This is a genomic window from Kitasatospora purpeofusca, assembly GCF_036010405.1.
Classification (GTDB): domain Bacteria; phylum Actinomycetota; class Actinomycetes; order Streptomycetales; family Streptomycetaceae; genus Kitasatospora; species Kitasatospora purpeofusca.
The window spans coordinates 1577926-1594816 of the sequence record NZ_CP108561.1 but is presented as its reverse complement, the minus strand read 5'-3'; the positions used below and the strand labels follow the sequence as shown (position 1 = coordinate 1594816).

The 16891-nt window shown below is 72.9% G+C and carries 10 protein-coding genes and 1 pseudogene; 6 read left to right on the top strand and 5 right to left on the bottom strand.

All coding sequences use genetic code 11. The annotated features are described in order from the left end of the window. Nucleotides 1-3: 3 nt before the first annotated feature. The 3 genes from OG715_RS06805 to OG715_RS06795 form a co-directional block, all read right to left on the bottom strand. Nucleotides 4-900, bottom strand: coding sequence for a carbohydrate ABC transporter permease (locus tag OG715_RS06805; protein WP_407660951.1), 897 nt, complete (start codon nucleotides 898-900; stop codon nucleotides 4-6). Between the two features lie 3 nt (nucleotides 901-903). Next, on the bottom strand, nucleotides 904-1776 hold the full coding sequence (locus OG715_RS06800; RefSeq protein ID WP_266276459.1) for a carbohydrate ABC transporter permease: 873 nt from the start codon (nucleotides 1774-1776) through the stop codon (nucleotides 904-906). 103 nt (nucleotides 1777-1879) lie between these two features. Then, complete coding sequence (locus OG715_RS06795; protein ID WP_266276460.1) at nucleotides 1880-3172, bottom strand: ABC transporter substrate-binding protein; 1293 nt, start codon at nucleotides 3170-3172, stop codon at nucleotides 1880-1882. A gap of 142 nt (nucleotides 3173-3314) precedes the next feature. Between OG715_RS06795 and OG715_RS06790 the strand changes: the two genes are divergently transcribed. The 5 genes from OG715_RS06790 to OG715_RS06770 all read left to right on the top strand — a co-directional run bounded on the left by OG715_RS06790 (nucleotide 3315) and on the right by OG715_RS06770 (nucleotide 14776). Beyond that, nucleotides 3315-4391: a LacI family DNA-binding transcriptional regulator gene (locus tag OG715_RS06790; RefSeq protein ID WP_266276461.1), complete on the top strand. Its 1077-nt coding sequence runs from the start codon at nucleotides 3315-3317 to the stop codon at nucleotides 4389-4391. 315 nt (nucleotides 4392-4706) lie between these two features. Then, a complete protein-coding gene (locus tag OG715_RS06785) occupies nucleotides 4707-7163 on the top strand; it encodes an endo-beta-N-acetylglucosaminidase (protein ID WP_266276462.1) in 2457 nt (818 codons plus the stop codon). 83 nt (nucleotides 7164-7246) lie between these two features. After that, on the top strand, nucleotides 7247-11467 hold the full coding sequence (locus OG715_RS06780) for a glycoside hydrolase family 38 N-terminal domain-containing protein (protein ID WP_266276463.1): 4221 nt from the start codon (nucleotides 7247-7249) through the stop codon (nucleotides 11465-11467). After that, a complete protein-coding gene (locus tag OG715_RS06775) occupies nucleotides 11464-12198 on the top strand; it encodes a DUF7158 domain-containing protein (protein WP_266276464.1) in 735 nt (244 codons plus the stop codon). The genes OG715_RS06780 and OG715_RS06775 overlap by 4 nt, the downstream gene beginning before the upstream one ends. 286 nt (nucleotides 12199-12484) lie before the next feature. Next, nucleotides 12485-14776, top strand: a complete 2292-nt coding sequence (locus tag OG715_RS06770; RefSeq protein ID WP_266276465.1) for a transglycosylase domain-containing protein — start codon at nucleotides 12485-12487, stop codon at nucleotides 14774-14776. Nucleotides 14777-14822: 46 nt separating this feature from the next. On the opposite strand, the pseudogene fecE reads toward OG715_RS06770, so the two are convergent. Further along, a pseudogene (gene fecE, locus OG715_RS06765) lies at nucleotides 14823-15047 on the bottom strand (Fe(3+) dicitrate ABC transporter ATP-binding protein FecE); the annotation flags it as partial. 113 nt (nucleotides 15048-15160) lie between these two features. Here fecE and OG715_RS06760 point away from each other — a divergent pair. Then, nucleotides 15161-15994, top strand: a complete 834-nt coding sequence (locus OG715_RS06760; protein ID WP_407661097.1) for an ABC transporter substrate-binding protein — start codon at nucleotides 15161-15163, stop codon at nucleotides 15992-15994. Nucleotides 15995-16134: 140 nt separating this feature from the next. Here the strand turns inward: OG715_RS06760 and OG715_RS06755 are convergent, their stop codons facing one another. Next, nucleotides 16135-16701 carry a hypothetical protein gene (locus OG715_RS06755; RefSeq protein ID WP_266276467.1) on the bottom strand — a complete coding sequence of 189 codons (567 nt, stop codon included), beginning with the start codon at nucleotides 16699-16701 and terminating at the stop codon, nucleotides 16135-16137. Nucleotides 16702-16891: the final 190 nt, after the last annotated feature.

Genomic DNA, 16891 nt, shown 5'->3' with positions numbered 1-16891 from the left:
GGTTCAGCCCTTCACGGCACCCTCCTCCACTCCCTTGAAGAAGAAGCGCTGGCACACCGCGAACACCACCACGATCGGCAGGAAGGCGATCATGGTGCCGGCCGCGATCAGCCGGGGGTTGGCGCTGAAGGTGCCGTTGAGGTACTGGAGGCCCACCGTGAGGGTGTACTTCTGCGGGTCGTTGAGCACGATCAGCGGCCAGAGGAAGTCGTCCCAGGCGCCGATGAAGGTGAAGATCACGATCACGCTGAGCATGCCGCGCACGTTCGGCAGCCCGATGTGCCACAGCCGCTGCCGGACGTTGGCGCCGTCCACCAGCGCCGCCTGCTCCAGCTCGGGCGGGACGGCGGCGAAGGCGGTGCGCATCAGCAGCACGTTGAGCATGGAGAGCGCCCCGGGCAGGGCCACCCCGGTCAGGGTGTCGGCCAGGCCGAGGCTGCGCACGGTGACGTACTGGGACACGATGGTCGCCTCACCGGGCAGCACCAGGGTGGCCAGCAGCAGGCCGAAGACCAGCCGGACGCCCCGGAAGCGCAGTTTGGCGAGCGCGTAGCCGGCCAGCGTGCAGCCGACCACGTTGCCGAAGATCGCGATGGCGGCGACGAGCAGCGAGTTGGCGGCGTACGTCCAGACCGGGATGGTGTCGGCGACCTTGAGGTAGTTGTCGAAGGTGGGGTGGTCCGGGAGGAAGTGCGGGGTGGCGGACCAGACGTCCTCGGTCGGACCCTTGAGGGAGGTGGAGAGCTGCCACAGGAACGGCCCGACGACCAGCAGGAGGACGAACAGGAGCAGCAGGTAGCGCAGCGCGGTCTCGGCGGGGGAGGGGGTGTTGAAGCTGCGGGAGCGAGGGGAGTCGGAGCCGCGGGAACGCGGGGAGTCGGAGCTGCGGGAGCGCCTCACGGGTCAGGCCGCCTTCCGGTTGAGGCGCGTCAGCAGCAGCATCGGGCCGAGGGTGATGAGGAACAGCAACAGGCTGAGCGCCGAGGCGTAGCCGAGGTGGCCGTTGAAGCCGCGGCTGTACATCTGGATCAGCATCACCACCGACATGTCCCGGCCGCCCGGGCCGCCGGTGCCGTTGGAGAGCACGTACAGCTCGGAGAACACCCGCAGCGAGGAGACCGAGATCAGTACCGAGACCAGCACCATGGTGGGCCGTACCCCCGGCAGGGTGACGTGCAGGAAGCGGCGCAGCGTGCCCGCGCCGTCGACGGCGGCGGCCTCGTGCAGCTCCCGGCCGACGTTGGCCAGCGCCGACAGGTAGATGACCATGTAGTAGCCGAGGCCCTTCCAGGTGGTCAGGGCGATCGCGCTGAGCAGCAGCAGCCAGCGGTCGGTGAGGAAGGGGACCGGCGAGTCGGCGAGGCCGGTCTGCCGCAGCACGCCGTTGATCAGCCCCCGGTCGTTCAGGGCCCAGCCCCAGATCAGGGCGACCACGACGGCGGAGGCGACGACGGGGGTGTAGAAGGCGGTGCGGAAGAAGGTGATGCCGGGCAGTCGGCGCTGGACCAGCAGGGCCAGCAGCAGCGGCAGCACGGTGAGCAGTGGCAGGCAGATCAGGAGGTAGATCACGGAGTTGAGCAGGGCGTCGGTCAACTGTTCGTCGCTGAAGGCGCGTTGGTAGTTGTCGAGGCCGGTGAACCGCCCGCCGCCCAGTGGCTTGGCGTTGGTGAACGACAGGATCACCGTGTTGGCGGCGGGCCAGAGGTTGAAGACGGCCAGCCAGATCAGTGCGGGCCCGGCGAGCAGCCAGGGGGTGAACCAGCGCCGGTGGGTCATGCCGTGCCTTCCTGGGGCGGGGGTCGCGGGTCGTTCCCGGTGGGCGGCGGCTCCCCGGGGGCGGGGCCGCCGCCCACCGGCGCGCGGGCGGTCAGCCCTGGGTCTAGCCCTTGAGGAGCTGGTTGCACCGCTCGACGGCGGTGTCCAGGGCCTGCTTGGAGCTGGTGTCGCCGCTGATCGCGAGGGTGAACTGCTGCTTGACGATGGTGCTCATCGCGTCGTCCACCTGGACCGGCTGGAGCATCTTCGCCTTCGCCAGCGAGGTGAAGGCGACGACCTTGGCGTCGCCGGCGTTGCTGCCGTCGGACTTGCTGAACAGCGGGTCGTTCGCGGAGGCCTTGGTGGAGGGGAAGATGCTGGTCAGCCGGGAGAACGCGGCCTGGTTCTCCGGGCTGGTGACCCAGCGGGCCAGGGCCACCGCGGCGGCCGGGTTCTTGGTGCCCTTCGGCACGGACACGCCCTGGACGTAGAGCGGCGGGGTGCCCATCGACGGGGAGGAGACGATCTTCGGGGCGAGGGTGGGGTTGTCGGTGGCGACGGTGGTGACGAAGTTGGCCCCGGCGGTGGTCCAGGCCGCGGTGCCGGCGGTGAAGAGCTTGGAGTTGCCGGCGTAGGTGTCGGTGAGGACATCGTTCGGCAGCAGCCCCTCCTTGAACGCGGCGCGGTACTTGTCCAGGACGGCCGCGGCCTCGGGGGTGTTGAAGGTGAACGACCTGCCGTCCTCCGCCATCACCTTGACGCCCGCGTCGACCAGGTCGCCGAGGCCGGGCTTGCGGCTCATCAGGTAGACCGATCCGCCGGCCTTCTCCTTGAAGGTCCTGGCCTGGGCGATGAGTTCGTCCAGGGTGGTGGGGAGCTTCTTCGGGTCCAGGCCGTACTTGGTCAGCAGTTCGGCGTTCCAGTAGTTGACGTCGGTGTTGAGGTACCAGGGGTAGCCGAAGGTGCCGCCGAGGCCCGCGAACCGGTAGGCGTCGAGGCCGCCGGCCACGTACTCCTCGGCGAGCTTCGGGTCGGCCTTGGCGACGTCCAGCAGCAGACCCTGCTTCGCCAGCGGGAGGGCGAAGTCCGGTGGCAGGTTGACGACGTCGGGCAGGGTGCCGGCGGCGGCCTGGCTGAGGACCTTGTCGGAGTAGCCGTCGCCGGGCTGGTCCAGCCAGTCGACCTCGACGCCCGGGTACTTCTGCTTGAAGCCGTCGATCACGCCCTGCACATAGGCGGTGAACTTCGGCTTGAGTGCCCAGGTCTGGAGCGAGACCTTGCCCTTGACCTCGCCGGTGGCGGCGGCGCTCGCCGCACTGTCGCCGCTGCCGGAGCTGCCGTCGGAGCCGAGTCCGCAGCCTGTGGCCAGGGTCGCGGTGAGGACCGCCGTCGTGACCGCCGCCCGGATTCTACGCATGAGGGTTCTCCCGTGGTGGGTGGGGGAGGGGATGCATCGGGGATTGCGCGTGGTTTCGGAACCTGTCTTACTAAACCGGTCTAGCTGTTGCAGGGACTATGCTCCGGCCTAAACTTGGCTGTCAAGAGAGGAGTCGGAACCCGTGGGCAGACCGACCATCGCCGACATCGCCCGTCGGGCGGGAGTCTCCAAGGGCGCGGTGTCCTTCGCGCTCAACGGCCGCCCGGGGGTGAGCGAGGCGACCAGGGCCCGGATCCTCCAGGTCGCGGAGGAGATGAACTGGCGGCCGCACAGCGCCGCCCGTGCCCTCGGCGGGGCCAGGGCGGACGCGGTCGGACTGGTGATCGCCCGCCCGGCCAGGACCATCGGCGTCGAGCCGTTCTTCAGCCAACTGCTGTCCGGCCTCCAGGCGGTGCTGTCCGCGCACTCCGTCGCCCTGCAGCTGATGGTGGTCGAGGACACCTCGGCCGAGATCGAGGTCTACCGCCGCTGGGCCTCCGAGCACCGGGTCGACGGCTTCGTCGTGGTCGACCTCCAGCTGCGCGACCCCAGGCTCGCCGTCCTGGACGCGCTCGGCCTGCCCGCCGTCGTGCTCGGCGGACCGGGCAAGGGCGCCGGGCCGCTGCGGATCTGGGCCGACGACCGCGAGGCGATGCTCTCCATCGTCGACTACCTGGCCGCCATCGGGCACCGGCGGATCGCCCACCTGGCCGGGCTGCCGCACTTCCAGCACACCCAGCGGCGGATCCGCGCGCTGCGGGACGCCTCGCGCCGGCTCGGGCTGGAGGAGGCGCTCTCGGTGCCGACGGACTTCAGCGACGCCGAGGGCGCCGCCGCCACCCGCACCCTGCTCTCGCGGCCCCGGCGGCCCACCGCGATCGTCTACGACAGCGACGTGATGGCGGTGGCCGGCCTCGGCGTGGCGGGGGAGATGGGCGTCGCGGTGCCGGGGGAGCTGTCCATCGTCTCCTTCGACGACTCGGTGCTCGCCCGGATCGTGCACCCGCCGCTCACCGCGCTGAGCCGGGACACCTTCGCGCTCGGCGAGCAGGTGGCGCGCAGCCTGCTGGCGGTGATCGACGACGCCGGGCCCGACCGTGACCTGCAGATGCCGACCCCGCGGCTGACCGTGCGCGAGTCCACCTCGCCGCCGGCCGGCGGTTCACCGGTGGGTGTGAACTCCACCGGCACCGTTGACAGCGCCTCTGAACCGGTTTAGCCTCGCTGGCGCCGAGCGGGTCCCGCTCGGCGCACCACCGTGGGGCCGGAGTCCGGCGAGGGCGTCGCCCGGGCCCGCGGCCGTTCGGTCGGCCCGTTCGCACCCGGGCCCGCACCGGTTCCACCGCGCCCGCGCGCCGCACCCCGTCCGGAGCACGGAGTCCGCAGCACCGGCACCGCGCACACGTGCCGTACACGTACACGTCGCACCCGTACCCGCACCTGCCGTACCCGCACATGCACCGCCGGGCCGTGCCCGCCCCGGGCGAGGCCCACTCCCACCCTCCTCCGCCTTCCGCGCGAACGGAGCCAGCGCATGTCACGACGACGGATCCCCCGCCTGCTCGGCGCCGCCCTCGGTGCGGCCGTCCTGGGCCTCACCCCCGCGGTCGCCGCCGCCGCCCCGTCCCCGGCCGTGGCGGCCCCCGCCGCGGCGAACGCGGCCACCGGCACCCAGCCCTACGCCTCCTACTGGTACCCGAACACCATCCTCGGCTGGGACCCGGCCACCGACCCGGACGCCCGGTTCAACCGTGCCCGCGTCCCGCTCCAGCCCCGCACCGCCGACCCGGCGCTCAAGGCCAACCCCAACGCCCGTGCGGGCGAAGGGAAGATCGCCTCCCTGGTCTCCTTCGGCCCCACCTCCAACAACCCCTCCCAGGGCTCCACCGACCCCAACTACTACGCCTTCGGCTACTGGCAGTACGTCGACAAGCTGGTGTTCTGGGGCGGCTCCGCCGGCGAGGGCCTCATCCTCGCCCCCAATCCGACCGTGATCGACGCCGCCCACCGCAACGGCGTCAAGGTCTACGGCACGGTGTTCTTCCCGCCCGCCGCGTACGGCGGCCAACTCCAGTGGGTGCGCGACTTCGTGCAGAAGTCCGGCAGTCGCTACCCGGTCGCCGACAAGCTCGTCCAGGCCGCCCAGTACTACGGCTTCGACGGCTGGTTCATCAACCAGGAGACCGGCGGCGGCGATTCCGCCCTCGCCGGCCAGGTCCGCGACCTGATGCAGTACACCAAGGCGCAGAGCGCGACCGAGTTCATGTGGTACGACGCCATGACCGAGTCCGGATCGGTCAGTTGGCAGAACGCCCTGACCGGCGCCAACGACACCTTCCTCCAGGACGGCGCCAAGCGCACCTCCGACTCGATGTTCCTCAACTTCAACTGGTCGTCCGGCGGCCTGGACTCCTCCCGCACCCTGGCCCGGGGCCTCGGCCGGGGCGAGTACGAGCTCTACTCCGGCATCGACACCGAGTCCAACGGCTACAACACCGGCGTCGACTGGAACACGCTCTTCCCCGCCGGCAAGCCGCACACCACCTCGCTCGGCCTCTACCGCCCCGAGTGGACCTGGAAGTCCGCGACCGACCGGGCCGACTACCTGGCCAAGGACGCCCGGTACTGGGCCGGCGCCAACAACGACCCCTCCAACACCTCCACCTCCTCCTCCTGGAAGGGCCTGGCGAGCTACGTCGCCGAGTCCACCCCGGTCACCGCCAAGCCCTTCGTCACCAACTTCTCCTCCGGCGAGGGCGACTTCTACAACGCGGCCGGCACCCGGGTCGCCACCGGCGGCTGGAACAACCTCTCGCTCCAGGACGTCCCGCCCACCTACCACTGGCTGGTGGAGTCGACCGGCAGCAAGGTGACCCCGTCCGTCGACTTCGCCGACGCCTACGAGGGCGGCTCCTCGCTGCGCCTCACCGGGACGCCGAGCGCCGTCAACACCGTGCGGCTGTACCAGAGCAGGCTGCCGGTCGCGGCCGACACCAAGCTGTCGGTGGTACTGAAGACGCCCGCCGCCGGTGCGACCCGTCTCGCCGCCGCGGTCTCCTTCACCGACGCGCCGACCGCCTTCACCACCCTCGACCTCGGCGCCACCACCGGCACCGGCTGGGAGCGCAGGACCCTCGACCTGTCCGCCTACGCCGGTCGCACCATCGCCCAGATCGGTCTGCGGACCACCGGCACCGGCTCCGCCTACGACCTGCGGATCGGCCAACTCGCCGTGTACGACGGCGCGGTGGACGCCCCGGCGGCCCCGTCCGGGCTGACCGTGCTCGGCGCGGCCGACGTGGTGGCCGGGAGCAGCCAGTCGCTGCGGCTCGCCTGGACGCCGTCCACCGGCGGGAACGTGCACCACTACGAGCTGTACCGGCGCAACTCCGACGGCACCCGGAGCCACCTGGGCGCCACCCCGTCCGACGCGTACTTCGTCAACCGGCTGGACCGCGCGGGGACGGAGGCGAGCACCACCGTCGAGGTCGAGGCCGTCTCCACCGAGTACGGCCGCTCCACCGTCGCCACCACCACTGTCCCCTGGACCGGCACCCCGCCCACCGGCACCAACCTGGCACTGGGCCGCCCGGCCACCGCCTCCGGCCAGTGCAACACCGACGAGGGCCCGGCGAAGGCCGTCAACGGCACCGTCAACGGCGGCAACGGGGACAAGTGGTGCGCCCTCACCAGTAGCAAGTGGTTGGAGGTGGACCTCGGTTCGGCGAAGCCGCTGACGAAGTTCGTGGTCAAGCACGCCCAGGCGGGCGGGGAGAGCGCCTCGTTCAACACCCGGGACTTCTCGGTCCAGGTCCGCTCCGCCGCCACCGACCCGTGGACCACCGTCGCCACCGTCACCGGCAACACCGCCGGCACCACCACCCACCCCGTGACCACCACGGCCCGGTACGTCCGGCTGGTGGTGACGAAGCCGACCCAGGGCACCGATCCGGCCGCCCGGATCTACGAGTTCGAGACCTGGGGCTCCTGACACACCCTGGCGCGCCAGACACCCTCTGAGGTGCCTGACACCCGTCGCTCCCCGGACCGCTCCTTCCCGAAAGGACCCTCCCCGTGCCGGTCACCCTCACCGCCGTCGAGAGCACGGACCTGTTCACCGGCCCCGAGCGCACCCCGCGGCAGCTGCTGCGGGTCACCCTCGACGGCCCGCCCGCCACCCGGATCACCGTCACCGGCCCGGGCGTGCGCGGCGGGGCGGCCGGCACGGGGCAGGTCGAAGTCCCCCTGGAGATCACCGGCGCCGCCCCCGGCGACCGGCTGCCGGTCACCGTCGAGGCGGGCGGGGCCCGCGCCGGGGGTGTCGTCGAGGTCGCCGAACCCGGCTGGACGATGTTCCTCGTCTCGCACTTCCACTACGACCCGGTGTGGTGGAACACCCAGGCCGCCTACACGTCCCCCTGGGAGCTGCTCTCCGCCGACGCCACCACCCGGCCGCTGTGGGAGCGCAACGGATTCGCGCTCGTCGACGCCCATCTCGACCTGGCGCTGCGCGACCCGGTGTACAAGTTCGTGCTCGCCGAAGTCGACTACCTGAAGCCCTACTTCGACCAGCACCCGGAGCGCCGGGAGACGCTGAGGCTGCTGCTCGACCGGGGCCAGGTGGAGCTCGTCGGCGGCACCTACAACGAGCCCAACACCAACCTCACCGGCGCCGAGACCACCATCCGCAACATCGCCTACGGCATCGGCTACCAGCGGGACATCCTCGGCGGCGACCCGCAGACCGCCTGGCAGCTCGACGTGTTCGGGCACGACCCGCAGTTCCCCGGCCACCTCGCCGCCGCCGGACTCACCGGCAGCGCCTGGGCGCGCGGCCCGTTCCACCAGTGGGGCCCGATCCAGAAGAACTTCCGGGAGGCCAAGGACGACGCCCGGGTGATGCAGTTCCCCAGCGAGTTCGAGTGGATCGCCCCGAGCGGCGAGGGCGTGCTCACCCACTACATGCCGCACCACTACTCGGCCGGCTGGTGGATGGACTCCTCGGCCGACCTCGCCACCGCCGAACAGGCCGTGTACGAGCTCTACCGCAAGCTCAAGCCGGTCGGCGCGACCAGGAACCTGCTGCTGCCGGTCGGCACCGACTACACCCCGCCCAACAAGTGGGTCACCGCGATCCACCGCTCCTGGGCCGACAAGTACCTGTGGCCGAGGTTCGTCTGCGCCACCCCCCGCGACTTCCTGGACGCGGTGCGCGCCGAACTCGCCGCGACCGGCCGCCGGCCGAGCCCGCAGACCCGGGACATGAACCCCGTCTACACCGGCAAGGACGTCTCCTGCATCGACACCAAGCAGGCCCAGCGGGCGGCGGAGACCGCGGCCGTCGACGCCGAGAAGCTCGCGGTGCTCGCCGAGGCACAGGGCCTGGGCCGCTACCCGGCGGCCGCGCTCGACAAGGCGTGGCGCCACCTCGCCTACGGCGCCCACCACGACGCGATCACCGGCTCGGAGTCCGACCAGGTGTACCTGGACCTGCTCGGCGGCTGGCGGGAGGCGTACGACCTGGCGGCCGACGTCCGGGACCGGGCGCTGGACGCGTTGACCGCCCGGATCGGCACTCCGGCGGGCGAGGGGGGCTGCGTGGTCGTCACCAACACGCTCTCCTTCGACCGCACCGAGCTGGTGTCCGTCCCGCTGCCCCCGTTGCCTCCCGGGGCGACGGCCGGCGGGGTGCGGGTGCTGGACGACACCGGTGCGCCGGTGCCCTGCGCCCTCGACCGGGGCACCCTGCGCTTCCTGGCCGAGGACGTGCCGGCGCTCGGCTGGCGGACCTGGCGGCTGCTGCCCGGCGCTCCGGCCAGCGCGTCCTGGCGCCCGGCCGAGGGCCTCGCCATTGCCAACGCCCGCTACCGGGTCACCGCCGACCCGGCCCGCGGCGGCTGCCTGAGCTCCGTCCACGACCTGCTCCACGCGCGGGAGTTGATCCGGCCCGGTCTGGTCGGCAACGAGCTGCGGGTGTACGAGGAGTACCCCCAGCACCCCGACTTCGGCGAGGGCCCCTGGCACCTGCTTCCCAAGGCCCCGGTGACCGGTTCCGCCGAACACCCGGCCGAGGTCCGCCGCGAGACCGGCCCGCTCGGCGAGCGCCTGGTGGTCACCGGGACGGTGGACGGCCTGCGGTTCGAGCAGACGGTCACCCTGTGGCGCGGCCTCGACCGGGTCGACTGCCGGACCAGGGTGGTCGATTACGCGGGCGCCGACCGGCTGCTGCGGCTGCGGTTCCCCGTCGACCTGCCCGGTGCGCTGCCGGTCAGCGAGGTGGCGGGCGCCGTCGTCGGCCGGGGCTTCGCGATGCCGGACGTCGACTCGGCCGAAGCGCCGTGGACCCTCGACAACCCCGCCAACACCTGGTTCGGCCTCGGCTCCACCGCGCGGGTCGTGCTCGCCGACCCGGTCACCGGTGCACCGCTCGGCGAACGGGCCTTCGGCGTCGCCGAGGTGGTCGTCCCCGAGCTGGACGCCGCCGCCGACGCCCGGGAGCTCGTCGTCGCGCTCGCCCGGGTCGGCGTCACCGCCACCACCTCCGGTGCCGACTGGGCCCGCTACGGCTGGCTGGACGTCGACTCCAACCTGCCGGACCTGCGGATCCTCCTCGGTGGCCCCGAGACCAACGACGCCACCCGGGAGTTGCTGGAACGCGCGGGCGAGGAGTACGCGGCCGTGCTCAAGGCCCGCGGCGCCGTCTGGGTGCCCGCCGCCGCCCCGCTGACCGAGGTCTGGCGGCCCGGCGCCGACCTGCGCGACCTGCGGGCCCTGCCCGCGCTGGTCGTCACCGACCCGGCCGCCCTCGCCGCCGACCTCGCGGACGCCCGGATCACCGCCCACTGCCCGGCGGCCCCGCCCGCCGCCGAACAACTCACCGACCACACCGTGGCGCTGCTGACGTACGGTCTGCCCGGCTTCGCCGTCGACACCACGGGCGCGCTCCACCTCTCGCTGCTGCGCTCCTGCACCGGCTGGCCCTCCGGCGTCTGGATCGACCCGCCCCGGCGCACCCTGCCCGACGGTGCGTCCTTCCAGCTCCAGCACTGGACGCACGACTTCCACTACGCCCTGGTCGGCGGTCCCGGCGACTGGCGGGACCAGGAACTCCCATCCCGGGGACAGGAGTTCAATCACCCGCTGTACGCGAGGGCGGTGCCCGCCGGGCAGTCGGGACCGCTGCCCGCCACGCTCTCCTGGCTGCGGGTCGAACCCGCCCGCCGGGTGCTGCTCGGCGCCCTCAAGCCGGCCGGGAACCCGATCGCCCACGGGTCCGCCGCCGAGGCCCGCGCCCAACTGCTCACCGTCCGGCTGGTCGAGTCGACCGGGCTCGGCAGTACCGTCGCCCTCGGCGGGGCGCTGGGCCTGGTCGACCTGCGCCACGCCGACCTGCTGGAGCGGCCCACCGGCCCGGTCGACGGCGAACTCGCGCTCCCCGGCTCGGCGTTCGCCACCCTGCTGGCCCGTCCCGGGGTGGCCGCCGACCCGGCCGGACCCGTGCTGGGCGCGGCCGCCGAACCCGCCCAGCCCGTGCACGCCCGCTACTGGCTGCACAACCGGGGCCCGGCGCCGCTCGGCTACCTGCCGGTGTCCGTCGGCGCCTCGCCCGGCCTGCTGCGGACCGCCGGGGAGCCCGTCACCCTCTCGGTCGCGCTCTCCTCCCAGCTCCAGGACGCCGCCGTGGAGGGCACCGCCACCGTCCACCCGCCGGAGGGCTGGACGGCCGGGCCCACCGCCCGCCCCTACCGGCTGGCCCCCGGCGGCCACCTCCGCTTCCCGGTCACCCTCACCCCGCCCGCCGACGCCGGGCCCGGCCTGTACTTCGCCGCCGTCCGGGTGGCCCACGACGGGCAGGAGGTCGAGGACGTGGTCACGGTGGCGGTCGGCGAGCTGCCGGACGTCCTGCCCGTCCCCGGCGAGGCGCCCGAGGACTGGACCGCCGCCCAGGGCACCACGGCGGCCGAGGGCCGCGACACCGGCCTCGGCGTCGCCGTGCTCGCCGACACCGTCCGGCTCGTCCCGGGGGAGCGGGGCGTCCTGGCACTGCGGCTGACCAACCGCACCCGGGGCGAGATCCGCGGCGAACTGCAACTCGTCTCGCCCTGGGGCAGCTGGGAGGCCGTCGCCGCCCCCGTCCGGGGCTTCACCCTCGCCGCGGGCGCCGAATCGGTCGAGGAGTTCGCACTCGCCGCCCCGGCCGCGACGGACCCGGGCGCGTACTGGGCCCTGGCCAAGGTGATGTGGTTCGGCCGCTGCCAGTACGCCCCCACCGTCGCGGTGGTGGTCGCGCCGTGACCGCCCCCGCCGAAGCCCCGGTCCTCGGGCTGCTCGACGGCCGGCCGCTGCCCCGCACCGGTCTCGACCGCCGCCTCGCCGCCCTGCGCTCCGGCCCCAGGGCCGCCGCGCTGCCCGCGCCGGGCAGCGGCGAGGACCGGCAACTCGCCCGCTGGGTCGCCCAGGTGCTGCTGACCGAGGCGCTCTGCGAAGCGGTCGCCGCCGAACGCGGCCTCGCCGTCCGCCCGGAGGCCGCGCCCGCCCGGCTCGACCAGCAGGCCGCCGTCGAACTCGGCTCGATCACCGCCGCCGCGTACGAGGGCAGCGCGGCGGTGCGGGCCGTCTGCGCCGAGGTCACCGCCGGCGTCGAGCCCTCCGCCGCCGAGGTCGCCCACTACCGCGCGCTCACCGAAGGCACCGAACGCCCGCCGGTCGCTGAATGGCGACTCGCCCTCCCCGACGGCTCCGTCCTCGACGCCGCCCCGGACACCCTCCCGCTCGCCCTCTGCGCGGCCCTCCGCGCCGCGGCCCCCGGTGAGCGGGTCACCGCCGGGGGCTGGACCGCGACCCGCCTCGCCACCGTGCCCGCCGGCGTTCCGGAAACCGACCCGTCGGCCGTCGTGCGCGCCGCCGCCCGCCGGGCCGCCTTCGTCCGCTGGCTCGACCACGCCCGGGCCGGCCGACTCACTCTCGTCCCCGGCCTCGAACACCCCGGGGACCCGGCCCAACCCGACAACCACCACCGCCACTGAGCGGACCGGACTCACGCCCGCCGCCTGCCCGGTCGGCCTGCCCGGGCAGGCGGACTGCCCGTTCGGGCGGGGACGTGTGCAACCTTTCCGCCCGTCCGGGGCGTCAATACAGTGACGGGCGCCGCCCGCGGCCCCGGGCAGTACCGGTGCGAAAGTTCCCGCGCGGCAATAGAGTTCGTGCACCGATTGTCCTGCCGGGGCCCTTCCCGGCGATTTGTTGCCCGGCTGTGACAATCCCGGGGGGAAACCGGTTCGACCGCTCACGGACGAGGATTAGCATTCCGGCATGGAATCGAACACTCCCCCGATCTGGAGCTCGCCCGAGGACGAGACGCCGCAGCCGACCCGGAACTCGCCGCTGCGGCTGGTCCGCCACAGCGTGACCTTCCTGGGCGTCAGTGCGGTGTCCGGCGCGCTGCTGGCGGGCATGGCCCTGCCCGCCGTCGGCGCGCTCGGGCTGTCCGCCAAGAACACGGCGGAGGGGTTCGACGACATCCCGGACGACTTCAAGACGCCGCCGCTCACCCAGGCGACCCAGATCTTCGACGCCAAGGGCGGGCTGATCGCCAAGGTCTACGAGCGCGACCGCACCGTCCTCACCGCCGAGCAGATGTCCCCGCTGATGCGGCAGGCGCAGGTCGACATCGAGGACGCCCGCTTCTACGAGCACGGCGCCGTCGACCCGAAGGGCGTGCTCCGGGCGATCAGCAAGAACGCGGAGAGCGGCACCACCGCGCAGGGCGCGTCCACGCTGACCCAGCAGTACGTGAAGAACGTCAACGTCGAGAAGGCCGGCGACGACCCGGTGGCGGTCCGGGAGGCGCAGCGCAAGACCCTGGGCCGCAAGATCCAGGAGCTGAAGATCGCCATCAAGTTGGAGGAGGACCTGACCAAGGACCAGATCCTCACCAACTACCTCAACATCACCTATTACGGGAACGGCGCCTACGGAGTCGAGGCCGCCTCCCAGCGGTACTTCGGCAAGAGCAACAAGGACCTCACCGTCGCCGAGGCCGCCACCCTGGCCGGCCTGGTGCAGAACCCGTCCCAGTACGACCCGAAGGCGCACCCGCAGGCTTCGCTCAACCGGCGCAACACGGTGCTCGACAAGATGCTGGAGAACGGCCACATCACGGCCGACCAGGCCAGGGAGGCCAAGGCCGCCCCGCTGGGCCTGAACTACAAGGAACCGCAGAACGGCTGCATCACCGCCAAGGCGGGCATGGGCTTCTTCTGCGACTACGTCCGGCACGTGGTCAAGCAGGACCCGGCCTTCGGCGCCACCGCCGCCGAGCGCAAGAAGCTCTGGGACCAGGGCGGTCTGAACATCCGCACCACCCTCGACCCGGACAAGCAGGCCGCCGCCCAGAACGCGGTCAGCTCCAACGTGCGGGTCACCGACCCGGTGTCGGCCGCCGCCACCATGGTCGAGCCGGGCACCGGCAAGATCCTGGCGATGGCCCAGACCCGCCCGTACGGCCTCTCCTCGGCCAAGAACCAGACCGTCGTCAACTTCAACGTCGACGCGGCGATGGGCGGCGGCAACGGCTTCCAGCCCGGTTCCACCTTCAAGCCGGTCGTGGTGGCCGCCGCCCTGGAGGCGGGCCTGACGTCCACCCAGGAGTACCCCTCGCCGAACAAGCTGGAGTACCCGACGGTGAAGACCTGCGAGGGCACCTGGAAGAACAACACCAAGCCCAAGGCGGTGGTGCCCAACGAGTCGGCGAACGAGCAGGGGCCGTACCAGCTGAAGGAGGCGATGGCCCTCTCGGTCAACACCTACTTCGTGCAGATGGAGCAGGAGATCGGCCTCTGCGCGATCAAGCAGATGGCCAACAAGCTCGGCATCGCCACCAAGGCCAGCGGCAAGCCGCTGGAGGAGGTCCCCGCGATGGCCCTGGGCGTCGAGGAGGTGAGCCCGCTGAGCATGGCCGGTGTCTACGCGACCTTCGCCGCCAACGGCACCTACTGCGCCCCGCTCGCCGTCACCTCGATCACCACCGTCGACGGCAAGGACGTGCCGGTGCCGCCCGCCCACTGCGAGAAGGCCTTCTCCCCGGAGACCGCCAAGGTGCTGAACGCCGTTCTCAACGGCGTCACCGAGACCGGTACCGGCCGCGACCTCGGCCTGGAGGGGGACCGGCAGATCGCCGGCAAGACCGGCACCTCCGACAAGAAGCGGGCCGCCTGGTTCAGCGGCTACACCCCGCAGCTCGCCACCTCGGTCTGGATCGGCGGCCCCAACGGCGGTGTGGAGATGCGCAACATCAGCATCAACGGCAAGTACCGCAAGGAGGTCTTCGGCGCCGACGGTCCCGGGCCGATCTGGCGGGACGCCATGAACGAGGCCCTGCGCGGGACGCCCAAGCAGACCATGCCGATGGCCGACATCCCCGACCCGGCCCCCCGGAAGGACCCGAAGGACGGCGGCAGCGCCTCGGGTTCGCCGACCGGTTCGCCGACCAACGCCCGCACCGGCGTCGGCCGGACCTCGGCCCCGGCCCACCCGCCGGCCAACGCCCCGGCCACGGCTCCGGCGGGTGCTCCTGCGAACACCCCTTCCGGACAGGACGACTGACGGTTGATCGGTCGCCCTGCGCGCCGGGTGGGCCCGTGGGGTCGGCTCACCCCCGCTTCGGGGCGGCCGGGACAACCAGCGGCGTGCCCGTCTCCGGGTCGGGGATGATGCGGCACGGGAGGCGGTAGACCTCCTCCACCAGCTCCGCGGTGAGGATCTCGCCCGGGTCGCCGGCGGCGACCACCCGGCCCTCGCGCATGACGACGAGGTGGGTGGCGTAGCGGGCCGCCTGGTTGAGGTCGTGGAGGACGGCGACCAGGGTGCGGCCCTGGGCGGGCCGGATCCGCTCGATCGGTACGCCCAGGCCGAGGGCGGTGTCGTCGCCCAGCTCCAGCATCCGCAGGCCGGGGCCGGGCCGTCACCGCGAAGAACACCCCGCGCCGGATCGTCGCCTTCACCGGCACCGCCGCCGCCCTGCACGACTTCGGGCTCGCCGACCGGGTCGTCGGCGTCTTCGGCGAGACCAGGCGCGCCGACGGCAAGGCCGACCCGGCCGCCGGGGACCTCGACATCGACAAGGTCACCATCGTCGGCAGCGCGTGGGGCGAGTTCGGCATCGAGAAGTACGCGGCGCTGCGCCCCGACCTCCTGGTCACCCACATGTACGACCCGGACGCCCTCTGGTACGTGCCGGACGAGAGCAGGGACAAGATCCTCGCCCTCGCCCCCGGCGTCGCCGTCACCACCGCCCGGGTCCCGCTGCCCGAGCCGATCAAGCGCTACGCCGCGCTGGCCGAGTCGCTCGGCGCGGACCTGGGCGCCAAGCGGGTCACCGAGGCCAAGGCGCGTTTCGAGGCGGCCGCGGAGACCCTGCGGCAGGCCGCGAAGGCAGCCGGCGGGCTCAAGGTGATGGCCGCCTCCGGCAGCGCCGACCTCTTCTACGTCACCAACCCGGCGGTCAGCACCGACCTGATGTACTTCCGCGAGCTCGGCGTCGACTTCGTCGTCCCGGACGCGCTCGACCCGCAGGGCTACTTCGAGAGCCTGAGCTGGGAGAACGCCGGCAAGTACCGGGCCGGCCTGATCCTGCTCGACAACCGCAGCACCGCCCTCCAGCCCGCCGACCTCGCGGCCAAGCCCGCCCGGTCCGCGCTGCCCGCGGTCAAGGCCGGCCAGGTCACCCCGTGGGACGCGGTGCCGAGGTTCTCCTGGCTGGGCGCGGCCCCGCTGCTGGAGGGCCTGGCCAAGGCGGTCCAGGGCGCGAAGAAGCTCGGCTGACGAGCGGGTCGACGAGCGGGTCGACACGTGGGCCGACACGTGGAGCGCGGTGCCGGAGCGGCGGGGGCGGCTGCCCGTACGTCCCGCCGCTCCGGCGGATGTCCCACTGGACGACCCGACCGGAGCCCGGTCCGGCCCTGCTAGGAGGGGAAGGGCCAGACCGGGCACCACGGCGGGATGATCTGGCCGGGGTAGGGCGGGCCCCACGGCGGGCACGGCGGCAGCTGGGGCGGCGCGGAGGTCCACAGGACCTTGCCGTTCAGCTCGACCGCGATCGCGCCCTCGTTGTAGATGGTCAGCTCGGCGCCCCACTTGCCGCCGGTCTGGCTGTTCCACAGCGGGGTGTTGTCGGCGGCGTACACGACGAGGTTGCCGTCGCCCTGGATCACCAGGAACTCGCCGCGGGGCATGGCGCCCTGGGCGACCCAGATCGCCTTGCCGTCGCGGTACAGCACGACGTTGCCGTCGCCCTGCATGGCGAGCATCACCTTGCCGTTCGGCGAGTACCAGGCCTGGTTGCGGCCGATCGAGGTGTTGCCGGGGATGCGGGTGGGCGGGGTGAGCGCGGCCGTCGCGAGGGCGGGGGCCCCGGCCGTCGAGGGGGCGGCCGGGGCCGGGGCGGCGGTGGCCGTGCCGGAGGCGAAGGTGGCGAAGCCGATCGCGGCGACGGCCGCGAGGGCCGCTGCTCTGGTGCGGAGACTGGTCATGGCGGGGTTCGGGATCCTTCCGGAGGTGCGGGGCGGCCCGGTGGGGCCGCTGTTCTGACGGCGCGTCAGTTCGTTCCTGTGCGCCGGGCACCCAGGTTATGGCCGCCGGAACGGCGGCTGGCGGCAGATCGACCGGCAGCTTCCCGGCACCCCCGTGCGCCCCGCGTGCCCCTGGAACCCCCCGGGGCCC

Bases quoted from the DNA above. Each gene is read 5' to 3' on its own strand.
- OG715_RS06800 (WP_266276459.1), bottom strand. From the start codon at position 1,776: ATGACCCACCGGCGCTGGTTCACCCCCTGGCTGCTCGCCGGGCCCGCA.
- OG715_RS06795 (WP_266276460.1), bottom strand. From the start codon at position 3,172: ATGCGTAGAATCCGGGCGGCGGTCACGACGGCGGTCCTCACCGCGACC.
- OG715_RS06785 (WP_266276462.1), top strand. From the start codon at position 4,707: ATGTCACGACGACGGATCCCCCGCCTGCTCGGCGCCGCCCTCGGTGCG.
- OG715_RS06770 (WP_266276465.1), top strand. From the start codon at position 12,485: ATGGAATCGAACACTCCCCCGATCTGGAGCTCGCCCGAGGACGAGACG.
- OG715_RS06755 (WP_266276467.1), bottom strand. From the start codon at position 16,701: ATGACCAGTCTCCGCACCAGAGCAGCGGCCCTCGCGGCCGTCGCCGCG.